This is a genomic window from Rhodanobacter ginsengiterrae (assembly GCF_050026815.1).
Classification (GTDB): Bacteria; Pseudomonadota; Gammaproteobacteria; order Xanthomonadales; family Rhodanobacteraceae; genus Rhodanobacter; species Rhodanobacter ginsengiterrae.
Genome location: NZ_JALBWO010000044.1, coordinates 113,701 through 129,176, shown reverse-complemented (window position 1 = coordinate 129,176; position 15,476 = coordinate 113,701). Strand labels below are relative to the sequence as shown.

16 protein-coding genes are annotated in these 15,476 nt (G+C 65.7%); 9 read left to right on the top strand and 7 right to left on the bottom strand.

The window, feature by feature from the left end; genetic code table 11:
* The first annotated feature begins 305 nt into the window (after window positions 1–305).
* Window positions 306–758, top strand: coding sequence for a DUF192 domain-containing protein (locus ACQGNJ_RS03885; protein ID WP_426687918.1), 453 nt, complete (start codon window positions 306–308; stop codon window positions 756–758).
* Window positions 759–976: 218 nt separating this feature from the next.
* On the opposite strand, the gene ACQGNJ_RS03880 is transcribed toward ACQGNJ_RS03885, so the two are convergent.
* Complete coding sequence (locus ACQGNJ_RS03880) at window positions 977–1,171, bottom strand: rubredoxin (protein WP_426687917.1); 195 nt, start codon at window positions 1,169–1,171, stop codon at window positions 977–979.
* A 110-nt stretch (window positions 1,172–1,281) separates the two neighbouring features.
* Between ACQGNJ_RS03880 and thiE the strand changes: the two genes are divergently transcribed.
* Window positions 1,282–1,926 (top strand): thiamine phosphate synthase, encoded by a 645-nt coding sequence (gene thiE, locus ACQGNJ_RS03875; protein WP_426687916.1) that lies wholly within the window; start codon window positions 1,282–1,284, stop codon window positions 1,924–1,926.
* Window positions 1,920–3,203: a glutamate-1-semialdehyde 2,1-aminomutase gene (gene hemL, locus ACQGNJ_RS03870; RefSeq protein WP_426687915.1), complete on the top strand. Its 1,284-nt coding sequence runs from the start codon at window positions 1,920–1,922 to the stop codon at window positions 3,201–3,203. The genes thiE and hemL overlap by 7 nt, the downstream gene beginning before the upstream one ends.
* A 1-nt stretch (window position 3,204) precedes the next feature.
* Here hemL and ACQGNJ_RS03865 read toward each other — a convergent pair whose 3' ends face one another.
* Both ACQGNJ_RS03865 and ACQGNJ_RS03860 read right to left on the bottom strand, forming a co-directional pair.
* Window positions 3,205–3,624 (bottom strand): VOC family protein, encoded by a 420-nt coding sequence (locus ACQGNJ_RS03865; protein WP_426687914.1) that lies wholly within the window; start codon window positions 3,622–3,624, stop codon window positions 3,205–3,207.
* A 24-nt stretch (window positions 3,625–3,648) separates the two neighbouring features.
* Window positions 3,649–4,875, bottom strand: coding sequence for an acetylornithine/succinylornithine family transaminase (locus ACQGNJ_RS03860; RefSeq protein WP_426687913.1), 1,227 nt, complete (start codon window positions 4,873–4,875; stop codon window positions 3,649–3,651).
* Between the two features lie 348 nt (window positions 4,876–5,223).
* Between ACQGNJ_RS03860 and ACQGNJ_RS03855 the strand changes: the two genes are divergently transcribed.
* The 6 genes from ACQGNJ_RS03855 (at window position 5,224) to ACQGNJ_RS03830 (ending at window position 10,829) form a co-directional block, all read left to right on the top strand.
* Complete coding sequence (locus ACQGNJ_RS03855; RefSeq protein WP_426687912.1) at window positions 5,224–5,739, top strand: hypothetical protein; 516 nt, start codon at window positions 5,224–5,226, stop codon at window positions 5,737–5,739.
* Window positions 5,740–5,746: 7 nt separating this feature from the next.
* Window positions 5,747–6,379 carry a hypothetical protein gene (locus ACQGNJ_RS03850; RefSeq protein ID WP_426687911.1) on the top strand — a complete coding sequence of 211 codons (633 nt, stop codon included), beginning with the start codon at window positions 5,747–5,749 and terminating at the stop codon, window positions 6,377–6,379.
* Window positions 6,380–6,409: 30 nt separating this feature from the next.
* Window positions 6,410–7,801 carry an adhesin gene (locus ACQGNJ_RS03845; protein ID WP_426687910.1) on the top strand — a complete coding sequence of 464 codons (1,392 nt, stop codon included), beginning with the start codon at window positions 6,410–6,412 and terminating at the stop codon, window positions 7,799–7,801.
* A 131-nt stretch (window positions 7,802–7,932) separates the two neighbouring features.
* Complete coding sequence (locus tag ACQGNJ_RS03840) at window positions 7,933–8,637, top strand: C39 family peptidase (protein WP_426687909.1); 705 nt, start codon at window positions 7,933–7,935, stop codon at window positions 8,635–8,637.
* Between the two features lie 81 nt (window positions 8,638–8,718).
* Window positions 8,719–9,453: a hypothetical protein gene (locus ACQGNJ_RS03835; RefSeq protein WP_426687908.1), complete on the top strand. Its 735-nt coding sequence runs from the start codon at window positions 8,719–8,721 to the stop codon at window positions 9,451–9,453.
* Between the two features lie 47 nt (window positions 9,454–9,500).
* Complete coding sequence (locus ACQGNJ_RS03830) at window positions 9,501–10,829, top strand: hypothetical protein (protein WP_426687907.1); 1,329 nt, start codon at window positions 9,501–9,503, stop codon at window positions 10,827–10,829.
* Here ACQGNJ_RS03830 and ACQGNJ_RS03825 read toward each other — a convergent pair.
* The 4 genes from ACQGNJ_RS03825 to mpl all read right to left on the bottom strand — a co-directional run bounded on the left by ACQGNJ_RS03825 (window position 10,817) and on the right by mpl (window position 15,448).
* Window positions 10,817–12,247 carry a sigma-54 dependent transcriptional regulator gene (locus ACQGNJ_RS03825; protein WP_426687906.1) on the bottom strand — a complete coding sequence of 477 codons (1,431 nt, stop codon included), beginning with the start codon at window positions 12,245–12,247 and terminating at the stop codon, window positions 10,817–10,819. The two genes, ACQGNJ_RS03830 and ACQGNJ_RS03825, sit on opposite strands and share 13 nt — an antisense overlap.
* Before the next feature lie 280 nt (window positions 12,248–12,527).
* Window positions 12,528–13,346: an SDR family oxidoreductase gene (locus ACQGNJ_RS03820; RefSeq protein WP_426687905.1), complete on the bottom strand. Its 819-nt coding sequence runs from the start codon at window positions 13,344–13,346 to the stop codon at window positions 12,528–12,530.
* A gap of 56 nt (window positions 13,347–13,402) precedes the next feature.
* Window positions 13,403–14,011, bottom strand: coding sequence for an LON peptidase substrate-binding domain-containing protein (locus ACQGNJ_RS03815; protein ID WP_426687904.1), 609 nt, complete (start codon window positions 14,009–14,011; stop codon window positions 13,403–13,405).
* A gap of 51 nt (window positions 14,012–14,062) precedes the next feature.
* The gene (mpl, locus tag ACQGNJ_RS03810) at window positions 14,063–15,448 is read right to left on the bottom strand and encodes a UDP-N-acetylmuramate:L-alanyl-gamma-D-glutamyl-meso-diaminopimelate ligase (protein ID WP_426687903.1); all 1,386 of its coding nucleotides are present in this window, start codon (window positions 15,446–15,448) and stop codon (window positions 14,063–14,065) included.
* Window positions 15,449–15,476 lie beyond the last annotated feature (28 nt).

Genomic DNA, 15,476 nt, shown 5'->3' with positions numbered 1-15,476 from the left:
TGTCAAAGATCGTTCGCTTGCATCCCGTTTCCGGTTTGCGCCCCAAGACGTTTCGTCCTAGGTGAGCCGCCCATTCTACATCGCTTTTCCCTACCGTCAACACCCTCGGTGACGCTTTTTTCGAGGTTGCCTTGAAGCAGGAACCTTCGAAGAAGGACGTTTCGTCGAAGGGGCGTGAATCATAGCGCCGGGCAAAGGATCTTGGAAGGGGGTCCCGCACTTTTCTCATGATTCTTTGGCGAAGGACGCTCCCGATGCGGCGCTACACTCGTCACGGCTTCGTTCCCATCACATGCGAGCAAGCGATGAAACATGCGCTCCTGTCATTGCTGTTCCTGCTGGCGGCCAGCGCCTGCGCCGCCCCTCCCCCTTACGCACAAGCCGCGGTCGAACTGGACGGACATCGCTTCTCCGTCGAGCTGGCCACGGACAACGCCAGTCGCCAGCACGGATTGATGATGCGCACCAAGCTGGAGGCCGACCACGGCATGCTGTTTGCGTTTCCCGTCATGGGCCCGCAGGGTTTCTGGATGAAGAACACGCTGATCCCGCTGGACATCCTGTATTTCGATGACGGCGGACGGTTGGTCTCGATCCAGCGGGACGTACCGCCGTGCAAGGCCGATCCCTGCCCGATCTACCCCAGCGCCGCGCCCGCCATCTATGTCCTGGAGCTGTCGGCGGGTACCGCGCAGCGGATCGGCGCCAAGCCCGGTGACGTGCTGAAGATCGACGGCGATCTGGGAACGGTGCGCTGAGCGTCGGCCGACACCGTATCGAGCATGCCGACACGAAAGGGAATCAAATCTTCCGGACGCAGGTTTTCCAGGGCGTCCCAGTCATCTTCGAATGGAATGAACTGCAGCATGAGATGTTCCCGCATGGCGCGCCGCGTGATCGGGCGCAGGAACATCAGAGCAGGCGGCCCGGTCAGCGCAGTGACAGAATCGGGCCGTTTGCAGGCGGGAAGCGGCGCTCAGTCGAGCTCGATCATTTCGAAGTCGTCCTTGGTGGTGCCGCAATCCGGACAGGTCCAGGTATCCGGCACGTCCGCCCAGCGGGTACCGGCAGGGATGCCTTCGTCGGGCACGCCGAGCGCTTCGTCATAGATATAGCCACACACTACGCACATCCATTTGCGCACGGCGGTCTCGCTGGAACTCTGGCTCATGGTCGGGCTTCTTCGGATCGCTAGGGAATGGCCCATTCTCGCAACTCACCCGCGAATGCGAAAGCGGGTGGCGCGCCAACTCCTCCACCCGCAACCGCTGAGGTCACGACTTGAACCACTTCGCACTACAAACTGGCCGCGGCCTGTACGCCGTCACAAATGGTCCGCGCACCGATCTGCTCGAAGCGGCCGCGCAAGCGCTGGAGGGCGGGGCGCGGCTGCTGCAGTACCGCGACCTGAGCCGCGATACGGAACGTCGGCACGCCGAAGCCAGCGGGCTGGCGAAGATCTGCCGGGTGCACGATGCGACGCTGATCATCGATCACGACATCGTGCTGGCCCTCGAGGTCGGGGCCCAGGGCGTGCATCTGGGTCGCGACGACGACGATCCGGCGGCAGTGCGCAGGGTGATGGGCGAGCGGGCCATCATCGGCGTGTCCTGCTACGACTCGCTGGCACGGGCCGAAGCCGCTGCTCGTGCCGGCGCAAGCTACGTGTCATTCGGCGCGTTTTTTCCGTCATCGACCAAACCACTGGCATCACTGGTACCGATCGAACTGCTGAGGCAAAGCGCCGCGCTGGGGATACCGCGGGTAGCGATCGGCGGCATCACGCCGGACAATGGGCGAACCCTGGTTGAAGCCGGCGCGGATTACCTCGCCGTGGTTTCGGCCGTCTTTGCCGCCCCGGATGTTCGTGCCGCAGCCAGACGCTTCACCGACCTGTACACCTCCGATCGAGAATCCGCATGTTGAACAACCACGAACTTTTCCAGCGCGCCCGGCAACTGATGCCCGGTGGCGTGAATTCCCCGGTACGCGCGTTCAAGTCCGTCGGTGGCGAGCCGTTCTTCACGGCGCGCGCGGATGGCGCCTACCTGTGGGACGTGGAGGGAACCCGCTATATCGATTACGTCGGTTCGTGGGGACCGATGATTGTCGGCCACAACCATCCGGCGGTGCGTGAAGCGGTGGAGCGCGCAGTGAAGCACGGCCTCTCCTTCGGCACGCCTTGCGCGGCCGAGGTGACCATGGCTGAAACGATCAATCGTTTGATCCCTTCGATCGACATGGTACGCATGGTCAACTCCGGCACCGAAGCAACCATGTCGGCAATCCGGCTGGCCCGCGGCGCCACCGGCCGCAGCAAGATCGTGAAGTTCGAAGGCTGCTATCACGGTCATGGCGACAGCTTCCTGGTCAAGGCCGGCTCCGGCGCACTGACCTTCGGCGTACCGACCTCGCCGGGGGTACCGAAGGCGAATGCCGACCTGACCCTGACCCTGCCCTATAACGACCTCGATGCCGCCAGGGCATTGTTCGCTGAACAGGGCAACGAGATCGCCGGCCTGATCATCGAGCCGGTCGCCGGCAACATGAACTGCATTCCGCCGGCAGAGGGCTATCTGCAGGGTCTGCGCGAGCTGTGCTCCCAGGCCGGCACCCTGCTGATCTTCGACGAGGTGATGACCGGTTTCCGCGTCGCGCTTGGCGGCGCGCAGGCACATTACGGCGTCACACCGGACCTGACCACCTTCGGCAAGATCATCGGCGGCGGCATGCCGGTGGGCGCCTATGGCGGCCGGCGCGAGCTGATGGAGCAGATTGCCCCGGCCGGCCCGATCTACCAGGCCGGCACGCTGAGCGGAAATCCGGTAGCGATGGCGGCGGGCCTGGCCATGCTGGAACTGGTCCAGGCACCGAGCTTCCACGACAAACTGGCCGCGCGCACGCGCCTGCTGACCGACGGCTTGCAGTCTGTTGCCGATGGCGAGGACATGGCGTTCAGCACCAATCGCGTGGGCGGCATGTTCGGCCTGTTCTTCACCGCCGACAAGGTCAGCAGTTATGCACAGGCGACGGCCGCCGATGTCGACCTGTTCAATCGCTTCTTCCACGGCATGCTGAAGCGCGGCGTGTATCTGGCGCCGTCCGCATTTGAAGCTGGCTTCATGTCCAGCGCGCACAGCGACCAGGATATTGCCGACACGCTGGAAGCCGCCCGCGGCGCGCTTCGCGACGCCAGGGGCTGAGTCACCAGTTGCCGGTATTGGGCATGGACGCCCACGGCTCGCGCGGCGGCAAGTGGCCTTCCTGCAGCAGTTCGATCGAGATCAGGTCGGGCGAACGCACGAAGGCCATGTGGCCGTCACGCGGCGGACGATGAATGGTGTAGCCCATATCCTGCAACCGCTCGCAGGTGGCGTAGATGTCATCGACGCGAAAGGCGAGATGGCCGAAGTTGCGCGCAGAACCGTAGTCTTCCTGCGCGCCCCAGTTGAAGGTCAGTTCGATCTCGGCTTCCGGACTTTCCCCGGCGGACAGGAAGACCAGGGTGAACTTGCCCTCGGGAACGTCCTTGCGACGAACCTCGCGCAGGCCGAGCCCGTCGCAGTAGAAGCGCAGCGAGGCATCCAGATCGCGCACGCGCACCATGGTGTGCAGATATTTCACGGTCGACTCCCGATTCTTGTGGCTTCAGCTTGCGACGAAGTCGCTCAACGCCGCGTGCAGACGGGTCAGCCCTTCGGCCAATTCCTCGTCGGTGATGGTCAGCGGCGGAACGAAGCGCAACACGTCGGTTCCTGCCTGCAGCAGCAGCAAGCCATGCGCGGCGGCATGATCGAGGATGGCGCCCGCCTTGCCCCGATGCGCTTCCGCCAGCACCGCGCCGATCATCAGTCCGCGTCCGCGCACTTCGTCGAACAGGTTCAGCTGGTGGTTGATGCGGGCCAGCCCGGCGCGCAAGTCATGCGCCTGGCGTTCCACGTTGGCCAGCACCGCCGGCGAACCCAGCTTGGCCAGCGCCACGCGGGCAACCGCGGCAGCCATCGGGTTGCCGCCAAACGTGGTGCCATGCGCGCCGTACTGCATCACCTGCGCAACCTTGGGACCGGCCAGCATCGCGCCAATCGGAAAACCGCAGCCCAGCGCCTTGGCCAGGGTCACGATGTCCGGCGTCACGCCATCATGGGTGTGCGCGAAGAGTGCGCCGGTGCGACCCATGCCGCACTGGATCTCGTCCAGCACCAGCAACGCGTCGTGCTGGTCGCACAACTCACGCGCACGCTTCAGGAAGCCCGGTGCGGCAGGCAGCACGCCGCCCTCGCCCTGCACCGGCTCCAGCATCACCGCGGCGATGTCATGGGTAGCGAACGCCGCCTCGAGCGCACCGACATCGTTGAATGCCGAATAGATGAAACCACCCGGCAGCGGTTCGTAGCCTTCCTGGTACTTCGGTTGCGCGGTGGCCGTAACGGTGGCCAGGGTGCGGCCGTGGAACGAGCCGAAGAAGCTGAGAATGTTCCGCTGTTCCGGTGCGCGCCCTTTCGATGCCGCCCACTTGCGCACCAGCTTGATCGCCGCCTCGTTCGCTTCCGCACCCGAATTGCACAGGAATACGCGTTCGGCGAAGCCGGACGCTTCCACCAGTTCCGCCGCCAGGCGCAGCGGCGGCTCGGTGTAGAACACATTGCTGCTGTGCCACAGCTTGTGCGCCTGCGTGGTCAGCGCCGCCAGCAGGTCCGGATCCTGATGGCCCAGTGCGTTCACCGCGATGCCGGCACCGAAGTCGACATACTCGCGACCTGCCGTATCCCACACGCGCGCACCCTTGCCATGGTCGAGCACCAGTTCGCGCGGCTTGTAGACCGGCAGCCAGTAGCGCTTGCCCAGTTCGATCAGGTCGGAAGGTGGTTCGTGCATGTCGCTCTCGAAAGGTGGTGTCGGTCATCGCGGGTGATGGCCGCGCCGTGGCGCGCATCGTAGAACCAGGCCGCCAATTCGCCTAGTTCGTTCGCCTGTTTCGATGCGATGTAACACCGCCCGGCGAACTGTATCGCCGACGTTACAGTCCGCCCCGATGCAGGCGCAATGCGCTTTCCGCCCGGTGACATGCGCTTCGGCGCGCTTCAGCACTGTATACGCCGCGACACGACAGCGAAGCCGCCGCAGGGCGCCGGTCGCCGCCGCAGACCGCATGGTGACGGGCTTTCCTGTTGATGGCACGCGGATTGCTCTTCGGTCATTGAGGACCACACCGGGGAGCCTGCCATGTATCCAAGCCATCACTACCTGCGGGTCGACTGCATCGTCGTGCTGCTGGGTGCGCTGCTGGTGCCGGCCGGCGCCTTCGCCGCCGATGCCCACCAGGCGGTGAAGGCCCAACCGGGTGACATCGTGCTGCTGCGCAACGTGTCCACACGTCCAGCGTACCGGCCGGCGCCGCCGGGGATGGCGTTGATGGTCGATCCCTCACCGCGCCGCGAAATTGCCGGCGCGCTCGGCACCGGAGAGCTCAGCGATGCGGACTACGCCAGCCTGGACGCGGCCACACCCGCGACAGCGGGTGGCCATCGCTCGTCGGTGGAACAGATCGTCGGCAGCGCTCTCGGCAGCACGCTGGCTGGCAATGACGGGCACGCCGGCGCGTCCGATGCGGGCATCGGCAACGTGATCGCCGGGCCGCTGGGCGCCGTCGGCAACACCACCCGCGGCATCGGCGACCAGGTGCGCGGCGCGCTGTCGCAACTGCCGGGCATGACGCCGGCAACTCCGGCCGCGCATTGACATGACCATGACCAGGCCAGCGCTCCTGCTCGTCGTGCTCTTGCTGTCATCGGCGGGCGTCGTTCCGGCGGCGCATGCGGGCGACGACGACTACGCCACGATGCTTGGCTATCTCGCCACCACCCGCATCGATGGCAACAGTTTCAGCGCAGCGAAGGGCGCCATCGCGGTGAACATGGCCGCCGGTGATCTCAACCAGCAGGCCAACCTGCGCGCCTTCGCCAGCGGCGGCGCCGTGTCCATCCAAAGTCGCCAGCTGCAGCGTGACAACCACGGCGATCACCCGCTGGCGGCGAGCGTCGGCATCGGCGGCCAGGCGTTCCTCGCCGGCAACGGGCTCGCCTCGATCAATCAGGCCAGTGGCAGCAGCAATGCGCAGCTCAACGCGGTTGCCGCCGTACTGACCGCGCAAGGCATACGCGAAGCGACGGACGACACCCTGTCCACCGCCGTCTCCGCGTCGGCAGGGGGGCAGCGCTCCCAAGCCGCCAGCACATCCGGCGGCGGCACGCGCAGCGTGTCGGTCGAGTCGTCGGCCATGCAGGGCTACCAGGGCGTGCTGCAACTCAATCAAGCCGCAGGTTCGGGCAATGCCACGGGCAACCAGCTGTTGCTGTCCGTGCCGTCCACGCCGCGGTAACACCAACCAAGCTGGATAAGTGAGGACACCATGAACGCGAACATGAAACGGACAATGCTTGCCCTGGCCGTGGCAACGCTTTTCGGCACTTCGATGGCCCATGCGGGAAATGACGGTGACCGTGGTCACGACCGCGGCCACGACCAGCACAGCGTCACCTACAAGTCGGCGACCTACAAGCTGGAAATGGATGTCACCAGGAACTCCGATACCAACATCAACAAGAACGTCAACGTCACCAGGAACGTCGACGTGCGCAAGAACAAGGACGCGCACAGCGTCGACGTGGCCTTCAAGAAGAGCCTGGGCCTCACCACCGACGTGAACATCAGTGGCGACCCGACCGTCAGCGGTGACATCAAGACCGACTCGGCCGCGATCGCCGTGATCGACAACCGCCAGTCGGTGTCCGGCAACATGGGCAGCAACGACAAGCTGTCCAATACCAGCTCGATCGGTGACAACGTCGGCGCGGCAGCCTCCGGCAACATCGGCATGAACGTGGCGGCCGGCGACAACAACGCGCAGGACAACGCCGCTTCGCTTTCCGCCGCCGATGCCAGCTTCTCCTTCGGCATGGCCGACGCCGAAGTGTTCGTGAACCAGGCCGGCAGCGGCAACGAGACCATGAACAGCGGCGTGACCAATGCCGCCGGCATCGGTGCCGACGCCTTCAGTGGCGCCACCGGCAACATCGGCGTCAACGTCGCCTCGGGCAACAACAACGAGCAGAAGAATGCGCTGGCCGCCTCGGTGGCGACGACCGATTTCGCCCAGTCGAGCATCAGCTCGAACCAGGTTTCAAGTGGCAACTCGGTGAGCAATGCCGGCATCGTGCAGCGCTATGATGACACCACCGAAGTCAGCCTGAGCGGTGCTGTGCAGGGCTACTCGCTCGGCATCGGAAGTGGCGGCTATGCGGGCAGCTCGCATGGCTCGTTCAGTGGCACCAGCTCGTCGACCCTCAGCGGCACGGCTGACCAGATCGGCAACGTCTATCCGGATATCTGGAACGGCAATACCCATCCAGGCGGCAACCAGACCGGTCACTTCGACCTGGACACCGCGACCCAGGGCGGCACCGATCTCAATGGCGATGGCGGCGCACTGGCCTTCGGCGTCAACGCGACCGGTAGTGGCACGGTCGGTGGCTCCACTGATTCACGCGAGCACGGCCAGCTTGGCTTCGTGGAACTGTCTGCCAACGATCTGTGGGCCAACCTGAGCGGCTCGGTCACCACCTCGCGCTACGTCGTGGTCGATGCGACCAACGATGCCAGCCTGTCCGGCAACGCATTCCAGAACGCCTCGGGCAACATCGGCGTGAACGTCGCCTCCGGCACCGGCAACCTGCAGGCCAACAGCCTTGCACTGGCGGTGGCACAGCCGAGCACGACGCCGCCGTCTGGTGGTGGCGAGTAACAGTCAGGGCCGCGTGAGCGGCCAATGAGGGCGGTACCCCGGCAGTCCTGCTGCCGGGCACCAACGGAACCCCCCGGCCTGTCCCCTGCAGGCCGGGGGACTTCCTTCGCCACAAGCGATTACGCGGAACGATGATGCGAAACCCACTTGCCATGACCTTGCTTGCCGGCGGACTGGCTCTGCTCGGCGACAGGCTTCATGCCGCCGACGTGCGCTTTGCCGGCGTGCTGCCCAACGGCGCGCTCTACAGTGGCCCGGTCGAAAGCATGCACGAAGGCCGCTTTCGCAACATGGTGCGCCAGCATACCGACTACAGCTGCGGCGCCGCCGCACTGGCGACGATTCTGCGCTACGCCTATCACCTGAATGTCGATGAGACCCAGGTGATCCAGGGAATGATGGGCGTGGCCGACACGGAACTGGTCAGGCAGCGTGGCTTTTCCATGCTGGACATCAAGCACTACGTGGAATCACTGGGCATGCGTGGACGCGGCTATCGGGTCGACGAAGCACGCCTGCGCAGCTTGCGCGTGCCGGGCCTGGTGTTGATGGACATTCGCGGATTCCGCCACTTCGTGGTGCTCAAGCAGGTCCGCGGCGACACGGTGGAACTGGCCGATCCGATGCTCGGCAATCGTCAGATGAGCGTAACCGACTTCGTCAAGACGTGGCCGTCACGGGCAATCTTCGTGGTGATCGGCAACGACTTCGACCGCAACACGGCGCTGCTGCAACCGACCCGACAACCCAGTGCCCGCGCGTTGTTCGCGCGGCAGGGACCGATCACCGATGCGGAACTGATCGACTTCGGATTCACCCATGCCGACCTGTTCTAGCCCACCTTTTGCAGAGGCCTCACCATGAAACTCGTCATGCTTCCACTTGCGGCACTTGGCTTGGGAATCGCGTTGACGCCCATGTATGCCGCAGCCGCCGAGCCCACGTCGACAAGTCGGCCGGGCACCGGCCTTCAGGCCATCAACGACCCTGAACTCAATACCTTGCGCGGCCGCTATACCGTCGGCAACAACGCGGTCGCCTGGTTCGGGGTGCGGATGATTTCGACCTGGCAGGCCAGCAACGGCCAGACCTTGCAGGGAACGATGGCCATCAGCATGGACTTCAGCGGAAAGCACCCGCAGCCCGTGGTGAGCTTTCAGCCCAGCGTAAGCATCACGCGAGCGGACACCATCATCCCGATGCCGGTCAGCCCGGACACCACCATCCGCCGCATTGATGGCAGTGGCCTGGCCAATGTCGCCGGTGTGGTGCAGAGCGTGCAGGTGGCCGGTGACGACAATCTGGCCAACAACGTCGTCCGGCTCAACCTGCATGACGGCAACAGCGCACCGGCCAGTGCCGGCGGGGCGTCGCAGGGTGGCGCCAGCACCCGCCAGGACGGGGCCAGCGCAAGCGCCGTGTTCGACGGCCAGAACGCCAGCATCCAGCTTGGCATCAACGGACTCGGCTCGGTGCAGCAGTGGATTCGCAACGGCAGCCTCGGACAGAGCGTGCAGCTCGCCGCCGACAATCAGTCGGCAAGCAACATGATGGAAATCGATCTCATCCGTCAATCGCTGACCAGCAACGTGCAACTCAGCCAGAGCGTGGCGCAGGCGATCAACCTCGCCCGCGGCATCGGCGGTCCTTGAGAAGTCGCCACCGCCCGGCGCGTTCTCAACCACAGGGAATCACGATCATGCACAGGACAACACTCGCCACATGCGTGGCTCTCGCCCTGCTTCTGGCTTCCACCACGGCCGCAGCGCAGGAGCCGGCCAGCGAAAAGGACCAGGCCGACGTCAAGGCCTTGATGGAACAGTTGCAGACGCTCAAGAGCAGCTATGCGCAAGAGGTGCGGCGACTGCGCGAGCTCGACGTGCAGGTACAGGCGCTGCAATCCCGCCTGACCGGCAAGGCCGGCATGACGGAGTTGCCGACAGCGCGGGCCGAGTCACCGCAGCAACAAGCGACCGCCCCGGCCCCATCCCAGGCACCCGGCGCCGCCAGCCAGGGCGGTACGGCGGGAACGCTCGCCGAGGCGCAGAGTGCGCAGCAACAGGCTCCGTCACGGAGCATCAAGGACGCCCTGCTGCAACAGAACGCGGTGTTCGACCGCAAGTTCACCCTGGAAAGCAGTCTCAGCTACAGCCGCTACGATCGCAAGCAGCTCACCCTCAACGGCTTCCTCGCGCTGGACGCGATCTTCCTGGGCAACATTGCCATCCAGAATGTCGAGTCCGATTCGCTCACCTACAATCTCGCCGCGCGCTACGGCGTCAGCCCCCGGCTTACGCTGAATCTGGACGTTCCCTACCTGGGCCGGAAGACGGTCTATCAAAAAGGTGGCGCCGGCGGCTCGGCGGCGGCGATTGCCGAAGAGCAGACCCGTGGCGCCGGCATCGGTGACGCCACCCTCAGCGCGAACTACAAGCTATTTGCGGAAACGGCGAGCCGGCCCGACACCGTACTCACCTTCGGCGTCACCGCGCCGACCGGGCGGGCACCTTACGGCATTGACTGGAACGTGCTGGACCGCGGCAACGACCAGTACATCCGCTTTGCCGTTCCAGCCAAGCAGCCCACCGGCAATGGCGTGTGGCAGAGCAATATCGGCCTGTCGGCCATCAAGACGATGGACCCGGCCATCGTGTTCGCGAACATCGGTTACATCCACTCGTTCCCGCGCCGATTCGGCGACATCGACACCGATCCGCAGACGCGCAATCCCGGCGAAGTGAAGCTCGGAGAATCCTATTACGTGGGTGCGGGCGTGGCGTTCGCGTTCAACGAGCGCACCAGCATGAGCATGTCTTTCAGCGACAAGCTGAGCGCCAAGGCCTCGCTGCGCTACACCGGCATGCCGTGGACCAAGGTGATCGGCAGCGATGCGAATGCGGCCACCTTCAATCTGGGCGTGACCTATGCGATGAGCCAGCACACTACCCTGGTGACGATGCTCGGGATCGGGCTGACACCGGACGCACCGGACTTCAGCCTCACCTTCAAGATCCCCTACATGTTCTGAGTCGCTGGCGCGCTGCGGCCATGCCGACCGTGCGGCGCGCTCGCGGCGCTGCCCGCGAAAGGCGCCGCCGAATGGTTGCGCAAGTCCTCCAGTTCCAGCGCATGCTTCTTCAGCAGCCGGTAGACGGTGACGCGGGACACGTGAAGCCGGCGCGCGCACTCGCTGATGTTGCAACGGCTTTCGTGCAGGCTGCGCAGCAGCGCCTCGCGTTCGGCCGACTCGCGACTCACGTCGAGGCTGGGTACTGCGCTGCGAGCGGGCTGCGGTTCGGCAAGATCAAGGTCGGCCGCGCTGATGAGATGGCCTTCGGCCACCACGGCGGCGCGCTGTACGCGATTGAGCAACTCGCGCACATTGCCAGGCCAGCCGAATTCGCGCAGGGCCTGACGTGCGCCCCGGCCAAAGGTGCGTGCGCAACTGTGATGCCGCTGCCGGAACGTATCGAGGAAGCTTTGCGCGAGCAGTTCGATGTCACCTTCGCGCTCACGCAGCGCCGGCATGCGCAAGCGCAGAACGTTGAGTCGATAATAGAGATCGTCGCGGAAACGGCCTTGGGCCACCGCATCTTCCAGGTCGACATGCGTAGCGGCCAGCACGCGAACGTCCACCTCGATCGAATGACTCGAGCCCACCCGCTGCAAGGTGCCTTCCTGCAGGATGCGCAGCAGACTGGTCTGCGCATCGAGCGGCAGATCGCCGATTTCGTCGAGGAAGATGGTGCCCCCGGCAGCGGCCTCGAAGTGGCCGATTCGCCGCGCGCTGGCCCCGGTGAACGCGCCGCGCTCGTGTCCGAACAATTCGGACTGCACCAGATTCATCGGCAACGAGCCGCAGTTGATCGCGACAAACGGGCGCTCGCGGCGCGTCGACAGGCTGTGCAGGGCACGCGCCGCCACCTCCTTGCCGCTGCCGGTCTCGCCGGTGATCAGCACCGGCAGGTCCACTGCCGCATATTTGCGCAAGCTGAGCACCGTGGCGCGCATCACCGAACTCTGTGCCCCCACCATGCCCGGCATATCCGTCATGTCCACGACAGGCGCCCTGGCATCACCAAGGGTCTCGAGGCTGGCGAGCAGGCGCGCCATGTCGACCGGTGAGGTGACGAATTCCGCACTCGCCCGCAGGACATCCTCCACTTCCCGCGTGTCGGCAGCGGTCTGCTGCGAGATCAGCGCGATCCACGGCAACCCGGGGTGATCGGCCATCAGCCGTGCCATCGCGTGCGCGGTGGCCGTGGTGTCGCAACGCAGGTCAGCCAGCGCCACCACCGTGTCACCGCGACGCATGCCGACGCCGTCGTGCATCCGGGCATCGCCGATGCGCAGGCGCCAACCAGCCTCCGCCAGACAGGCGCGTTCGCCGTCGGTGGGCTGGCCAAACCAGACCACGCATCGCCTTGACGTTCGACCCACCCTCATGGTCATTGCCCCTGCTCCCGTGCCCGTCACATGGTCACCATTGCAGATCCATACCGCGCCCCTGGGCAGGTGGCCGCCCCCCGGGGGAGCCGCCGTCGCCTTGCGCGAGGCCCCAACTGGATGTGTGATGCGCCTCCAGCATATACCTGCGCTCAAGCCGCAGTTGTTAAGGCGCAAGGCCGTTTTCCGCCATGCCCGCACCGCCCTCGGCAGTGCCCGTGTGACGAAGTATCCGGGTAGCCCCGTCGGGGGCGGTACGCCATGCGCGACAAGCGCAGGATCAGTCCAGGAACAGGTCGGGCAGCAGGGGCGAACCGGGCTGGACGGCATAGCCGGAGAAGTCGCTGACTCCCGCCTCGCGCAGGATATCCTCGTCGATCGCGAAATGGCCGGTGTAGCCCGCCGCGGGGCGGGTCAGCATGAAGTGGGCCGCGTCGGCGACGATTTCGGGCTTGCGGCAGTGTTCGACCTTCACGCCATCGATCATGCCGATGGCCGCCGTCGCGATCACGGTGCGCGGCCACAGGGCATTCACCGCGATGCCCATCGGGGCGAACTCGGGGCTCATGCCCAACACGCACAGGCTCATGCCGTACTTGGCGATGGTGTAGGCGGTATGCGGCGCGAACCATTTCGGATCGAGGTTGGGTGGCGGTGACAGCATCAGCACATGCGGATTGGCTGCCTGCTTGAGGTACGGCAGGCAGCTGCGGGTCACCAGGAAGGTGCCGCGGGTGTTCACCTGCTGCATCAGGTCGAACCGCTTCATGGGAGTCTCGGCGGTACCGGCCAGCCAGATCGCGCTGGCATTGTTCACCACGATATCGATGCCGCCAAAATGCTCCGCGGCACGCGCCGCGGCCGCGACCACCTGATCTTCTTCGCGAATATCCACCTGCAGCGCCAGCGCCCTGCCGCCGGCCGCCTCGACTTCCGCCGCCGCGCTGTGGATGGTGCCCGGCAGTTTCGGGTTGGCCACCGCGCTTTTCGCCGCGATCACGATGTTGGCGCCATCGCGCGCAGCGCGCAGCGCGATCGCCAGACCGATGCCGCGCGACGCACCGGTGATGAACAAGGTCTTGCCGGCCAGCGTACCCATGAGCGTCGACTCCGCAGAAGAAGGATGTACCGCCGCACAGTCTAGCGGCTGGCGGCCTAGGCCTTCTGGAAACGCGGCAGGATGTCGCGCAACTCGGCCAGACGCAGCAAGGGGTCGGTCAGCTCCAGCATGCCTTGCTGCTCGGCGGCGTCCAGCGGCAGCAATTCCGCCAGGCGCAGGCCGACCCAGCTGGCATCGTCGTAATGGCTGCGTGGCGCATCGTGCCAGTGCGGCGCCATGGTTTCGATCAATCGTTCGAGAATGCTCTGCAGCAGCGCAAACTCCACCGGCACCGGCAGCGCCGGTTCGTCCGGCCAGAGTTCCACTTCGCCGCGAAGCAATCCGTCGGACCGGGCGCGACTGCGTGCAACGCGGAAGCGCTGTTCCCCGGTAGCCACGATGCCGAGCAGGCCACTTTCGTCGGCATGAAAGTCGCGGATGCGCGCCATCGTGCCGATTGCCGCGGGTACCGCCGGCGTGCCCGCCTCGTGCCCCTGCAGGATCAGGCAGACGCCAAAGCCGGTGCCGTAGCGCGTGCACTCGCGCACCAGGTCGATGTAGCGTGGCTCGAAGATGCGCAGTTGCAGTTGCCCGCCGGGGAACAGCACGGAGGCCAACGGGAACAGCGGCAACTCGATCAGTGGTGACAGTGACTTGACGACCATGCGGCGAGTGTAGCCACTGCGGCGCAGCGGGTCACCGCCACCCTCCCCCGCTCAAGCCCGGCGCAGGCTTTCCACGAACCGGCGCGGCGCCGCCTCGAAGCCGCCGTTGGACATGAACACGACCTGGTCGCCCGGTCGTGCCTGCCCGCGCAGGCTGGCAATCAACGCATCGACGGTGGGCGCGGTGGTGCCCCTTCCACCGAGCGCGGCGGTGACCTGGCCGGCGTCCCAGGGGAGTTCCGCCCGATGCAGGAAGACGACGGCGTCGGCATCGGCCAGCGACGGCGCCAGTGCTTCGGCGTGCGCGCCCTGGCGCATCGAGTTGGAGCGCGGTTCCAGCGCCACCAGGATGCGGCTTGCGCCGACGCTGGCACGCAGGCCGGCCAGGGTGGTGGCGATCGCGGTGGGGTGATGGGCAAAGTCGTCGTAGACGCGTATGCCATTCACCTCGCCGACCAGTTCCATCCGGCGTTTGACGCTTTCGAAGCTGGCGAACGCCGGCAACAAGGTTCTCGGATCGGCGCCGGCGGCCGCTGCGGCCGCCAGTGCGGCCAGCGCATTCATCACGCTGTGGTTGCCGAGCAGGGTCCAGCGCACTTCGCCCAGCCGTTCGCCGCGGTGATGCACCACAAACGCGGAACCATCCGCCTCGGTCAGGCTGGCTTGCCAGTCGCCGCAGCCGATGCCGAAGGTTTCCACCGGCGTCCAGCAGCCCATCGCCAGCACCTCGGCAAGGCGCGCGTCGTGCGCGTTGACGATCAGCCGGCCATTGCCGGGCACGGTGCGCACCAGATGATGGAACTGGCGCTGGATCGCTTTGACGTCGGGAAAAATATCCGCGTGGTCGTATTCGAGGTTGTTGAGGATCGCGATGCGCGGCCGGTAATGCACGAACTTCGAGCGCTTGTCGAAGAACGCGGTGTCGTATTCGTCCGCTTCAATGACAAACGGGATTCGGGATTCCGGATTCGGGATTCGGGGCGAACCGCCCAGCCGTGCCGACACGCCGAAATTGCCCGGCACGCCACCGACCAGAAATCCCGGTGCCATCCCCGCACTTTCCAGCAAGTGCGCCAGCAGACTGGTCGTGGTGGTCTTGCCATGGGTGCCGGCCACGGCCAGCACTTCGCGCCCGGCCAGCACCGTCTCGCCCAGCCATTGCGGCCCGGAGACATAGCGCAGTTGCGCATCGAGCATGTACTCGACAGCGGGATTGCCGCGGGTCATCGCGTTGCCGACCACCACCAGATCCGGCGCCGGCTGCAGGTGCGCCGCGCTGTAGCCGCTCATCAAGCCGATGCCGAGCGCTTCGAGCTGGGTGCTCATCGGCGGATAGACGTTGGCGTCGGAGCCTTCGACCGCATGGCCTAGCTCGCGCGCAAGCGCAGCCACTCCACCCATGAAGGTGCCGCAGATACCGAGGATGTGCAGGCGCATGGCGGGCGATTCCGTGATCCGCTCCACC

Excerpts from the sequence above, each read along its gene's own strand:
- ACQGNJ_RS03860 (WP_426687913.1), bottom strand. The coding sequence starts at position 4,875 with ATGCACGAACCACCTTCCGACCTGATCGAACTGGGCAAGCGCTACTGG.
- ACQGNJ_RS03855 (WP_426687912.1), top strand. The coding sequence starts at position 5,224 with ATGTATCCAAGCCATCACTACCTGCGGGTCGACTGCATCGTCGTGCTG.
- hemL (WP_426687915.1), top strand. The coding sequence starts at position 1,920 with ATGTTGAACAACCACGAACTTTTCCAGCGCGCCCGGCAACTGATGCCC.
- ACQGNJ_RS03840 (WP_426687909.1), top strand. The coding sequence starts at position 7,933 with ATGATGCGAAACCCACTTGCCATGACCTTGCTTGCCGGCGGACTGGCT.
- mpl (WP_426687903.1), bottom strand. The coding sequence starts at position 15,448 with ATGCGCCTGCACATCCTCGGTATCTGCGGCACCTTCATGGGTGGAGTG.
- ACQGNJ_RS03820 (WP_426687905.1), bottom strand. The coding sequence starts at position 13,346 with ATGGGTACGCTGGCCGGCAAGACCTTGTTCATCACCGGTGCGTCGCGC.
- ACQGNJ_RS03850 (WP_426687911.1), top strand. The coding sequence starts at position 5,747 with ATGACCAGGCCAGCGCTCCTGCTCGTCGTGCTCTTGCTGTCATCGGCG.
- ACQGNJ_RS03815 (WP_426687904.1), bottom strand. The coding sequence starts at position 14,011 with ATGGTCGTCAAGTCACTGTCACCACTGATCGAGTTGCCGCTGTTCCCG.
- ACQGNJ_RS03830 (WP_426687907.1), top strand. The coding sequence starts at position 9,501 with ATGCACAGGACAACACTCGCCACATGCGTGGCTCTCGCCCTGCTTCTG.
- ACQGNJ_RS03880 (WP_426687917.1), bottom strand. The coding sequence starts at position 1,171 with ATGAGCCAGAGTTCCAGCGAGACCGCCGTGCGCAAATGGATGTGCGTA.
- ACQGNJ_RS03845 (WP_426687910.1), top strand. The coding sequence starts at position 6,410 with ATGAACGCGAACATGAAACGGACAATGCTTGCCCTGGCCGTGGCAACG.
- ACQGNJ_RS03835 (WP_426687908.1), top strand. The coding sequence starts at position 8,719 with ATGTATGCCGCAGCCGCCGAGCCCACGTCGACAAGTCGGCCGGGCACC.
- ACQGNJ_RS03825 (WP_426687906.1), bottom strand. The coding sequence starts at position 12,247 with ATGAGGGTGGGTCGAACGTCAAGGCGATGCGTGGTCTGGTTTGGCCAG.
- ACQGNJ_RS03885 (WP_426687918.1), top strand. The coding sequence starts at position 306 with ATGAAACATGCGCTCCTGTCATTGCTGTTCCTGCTGGCGGCCAGCGCC.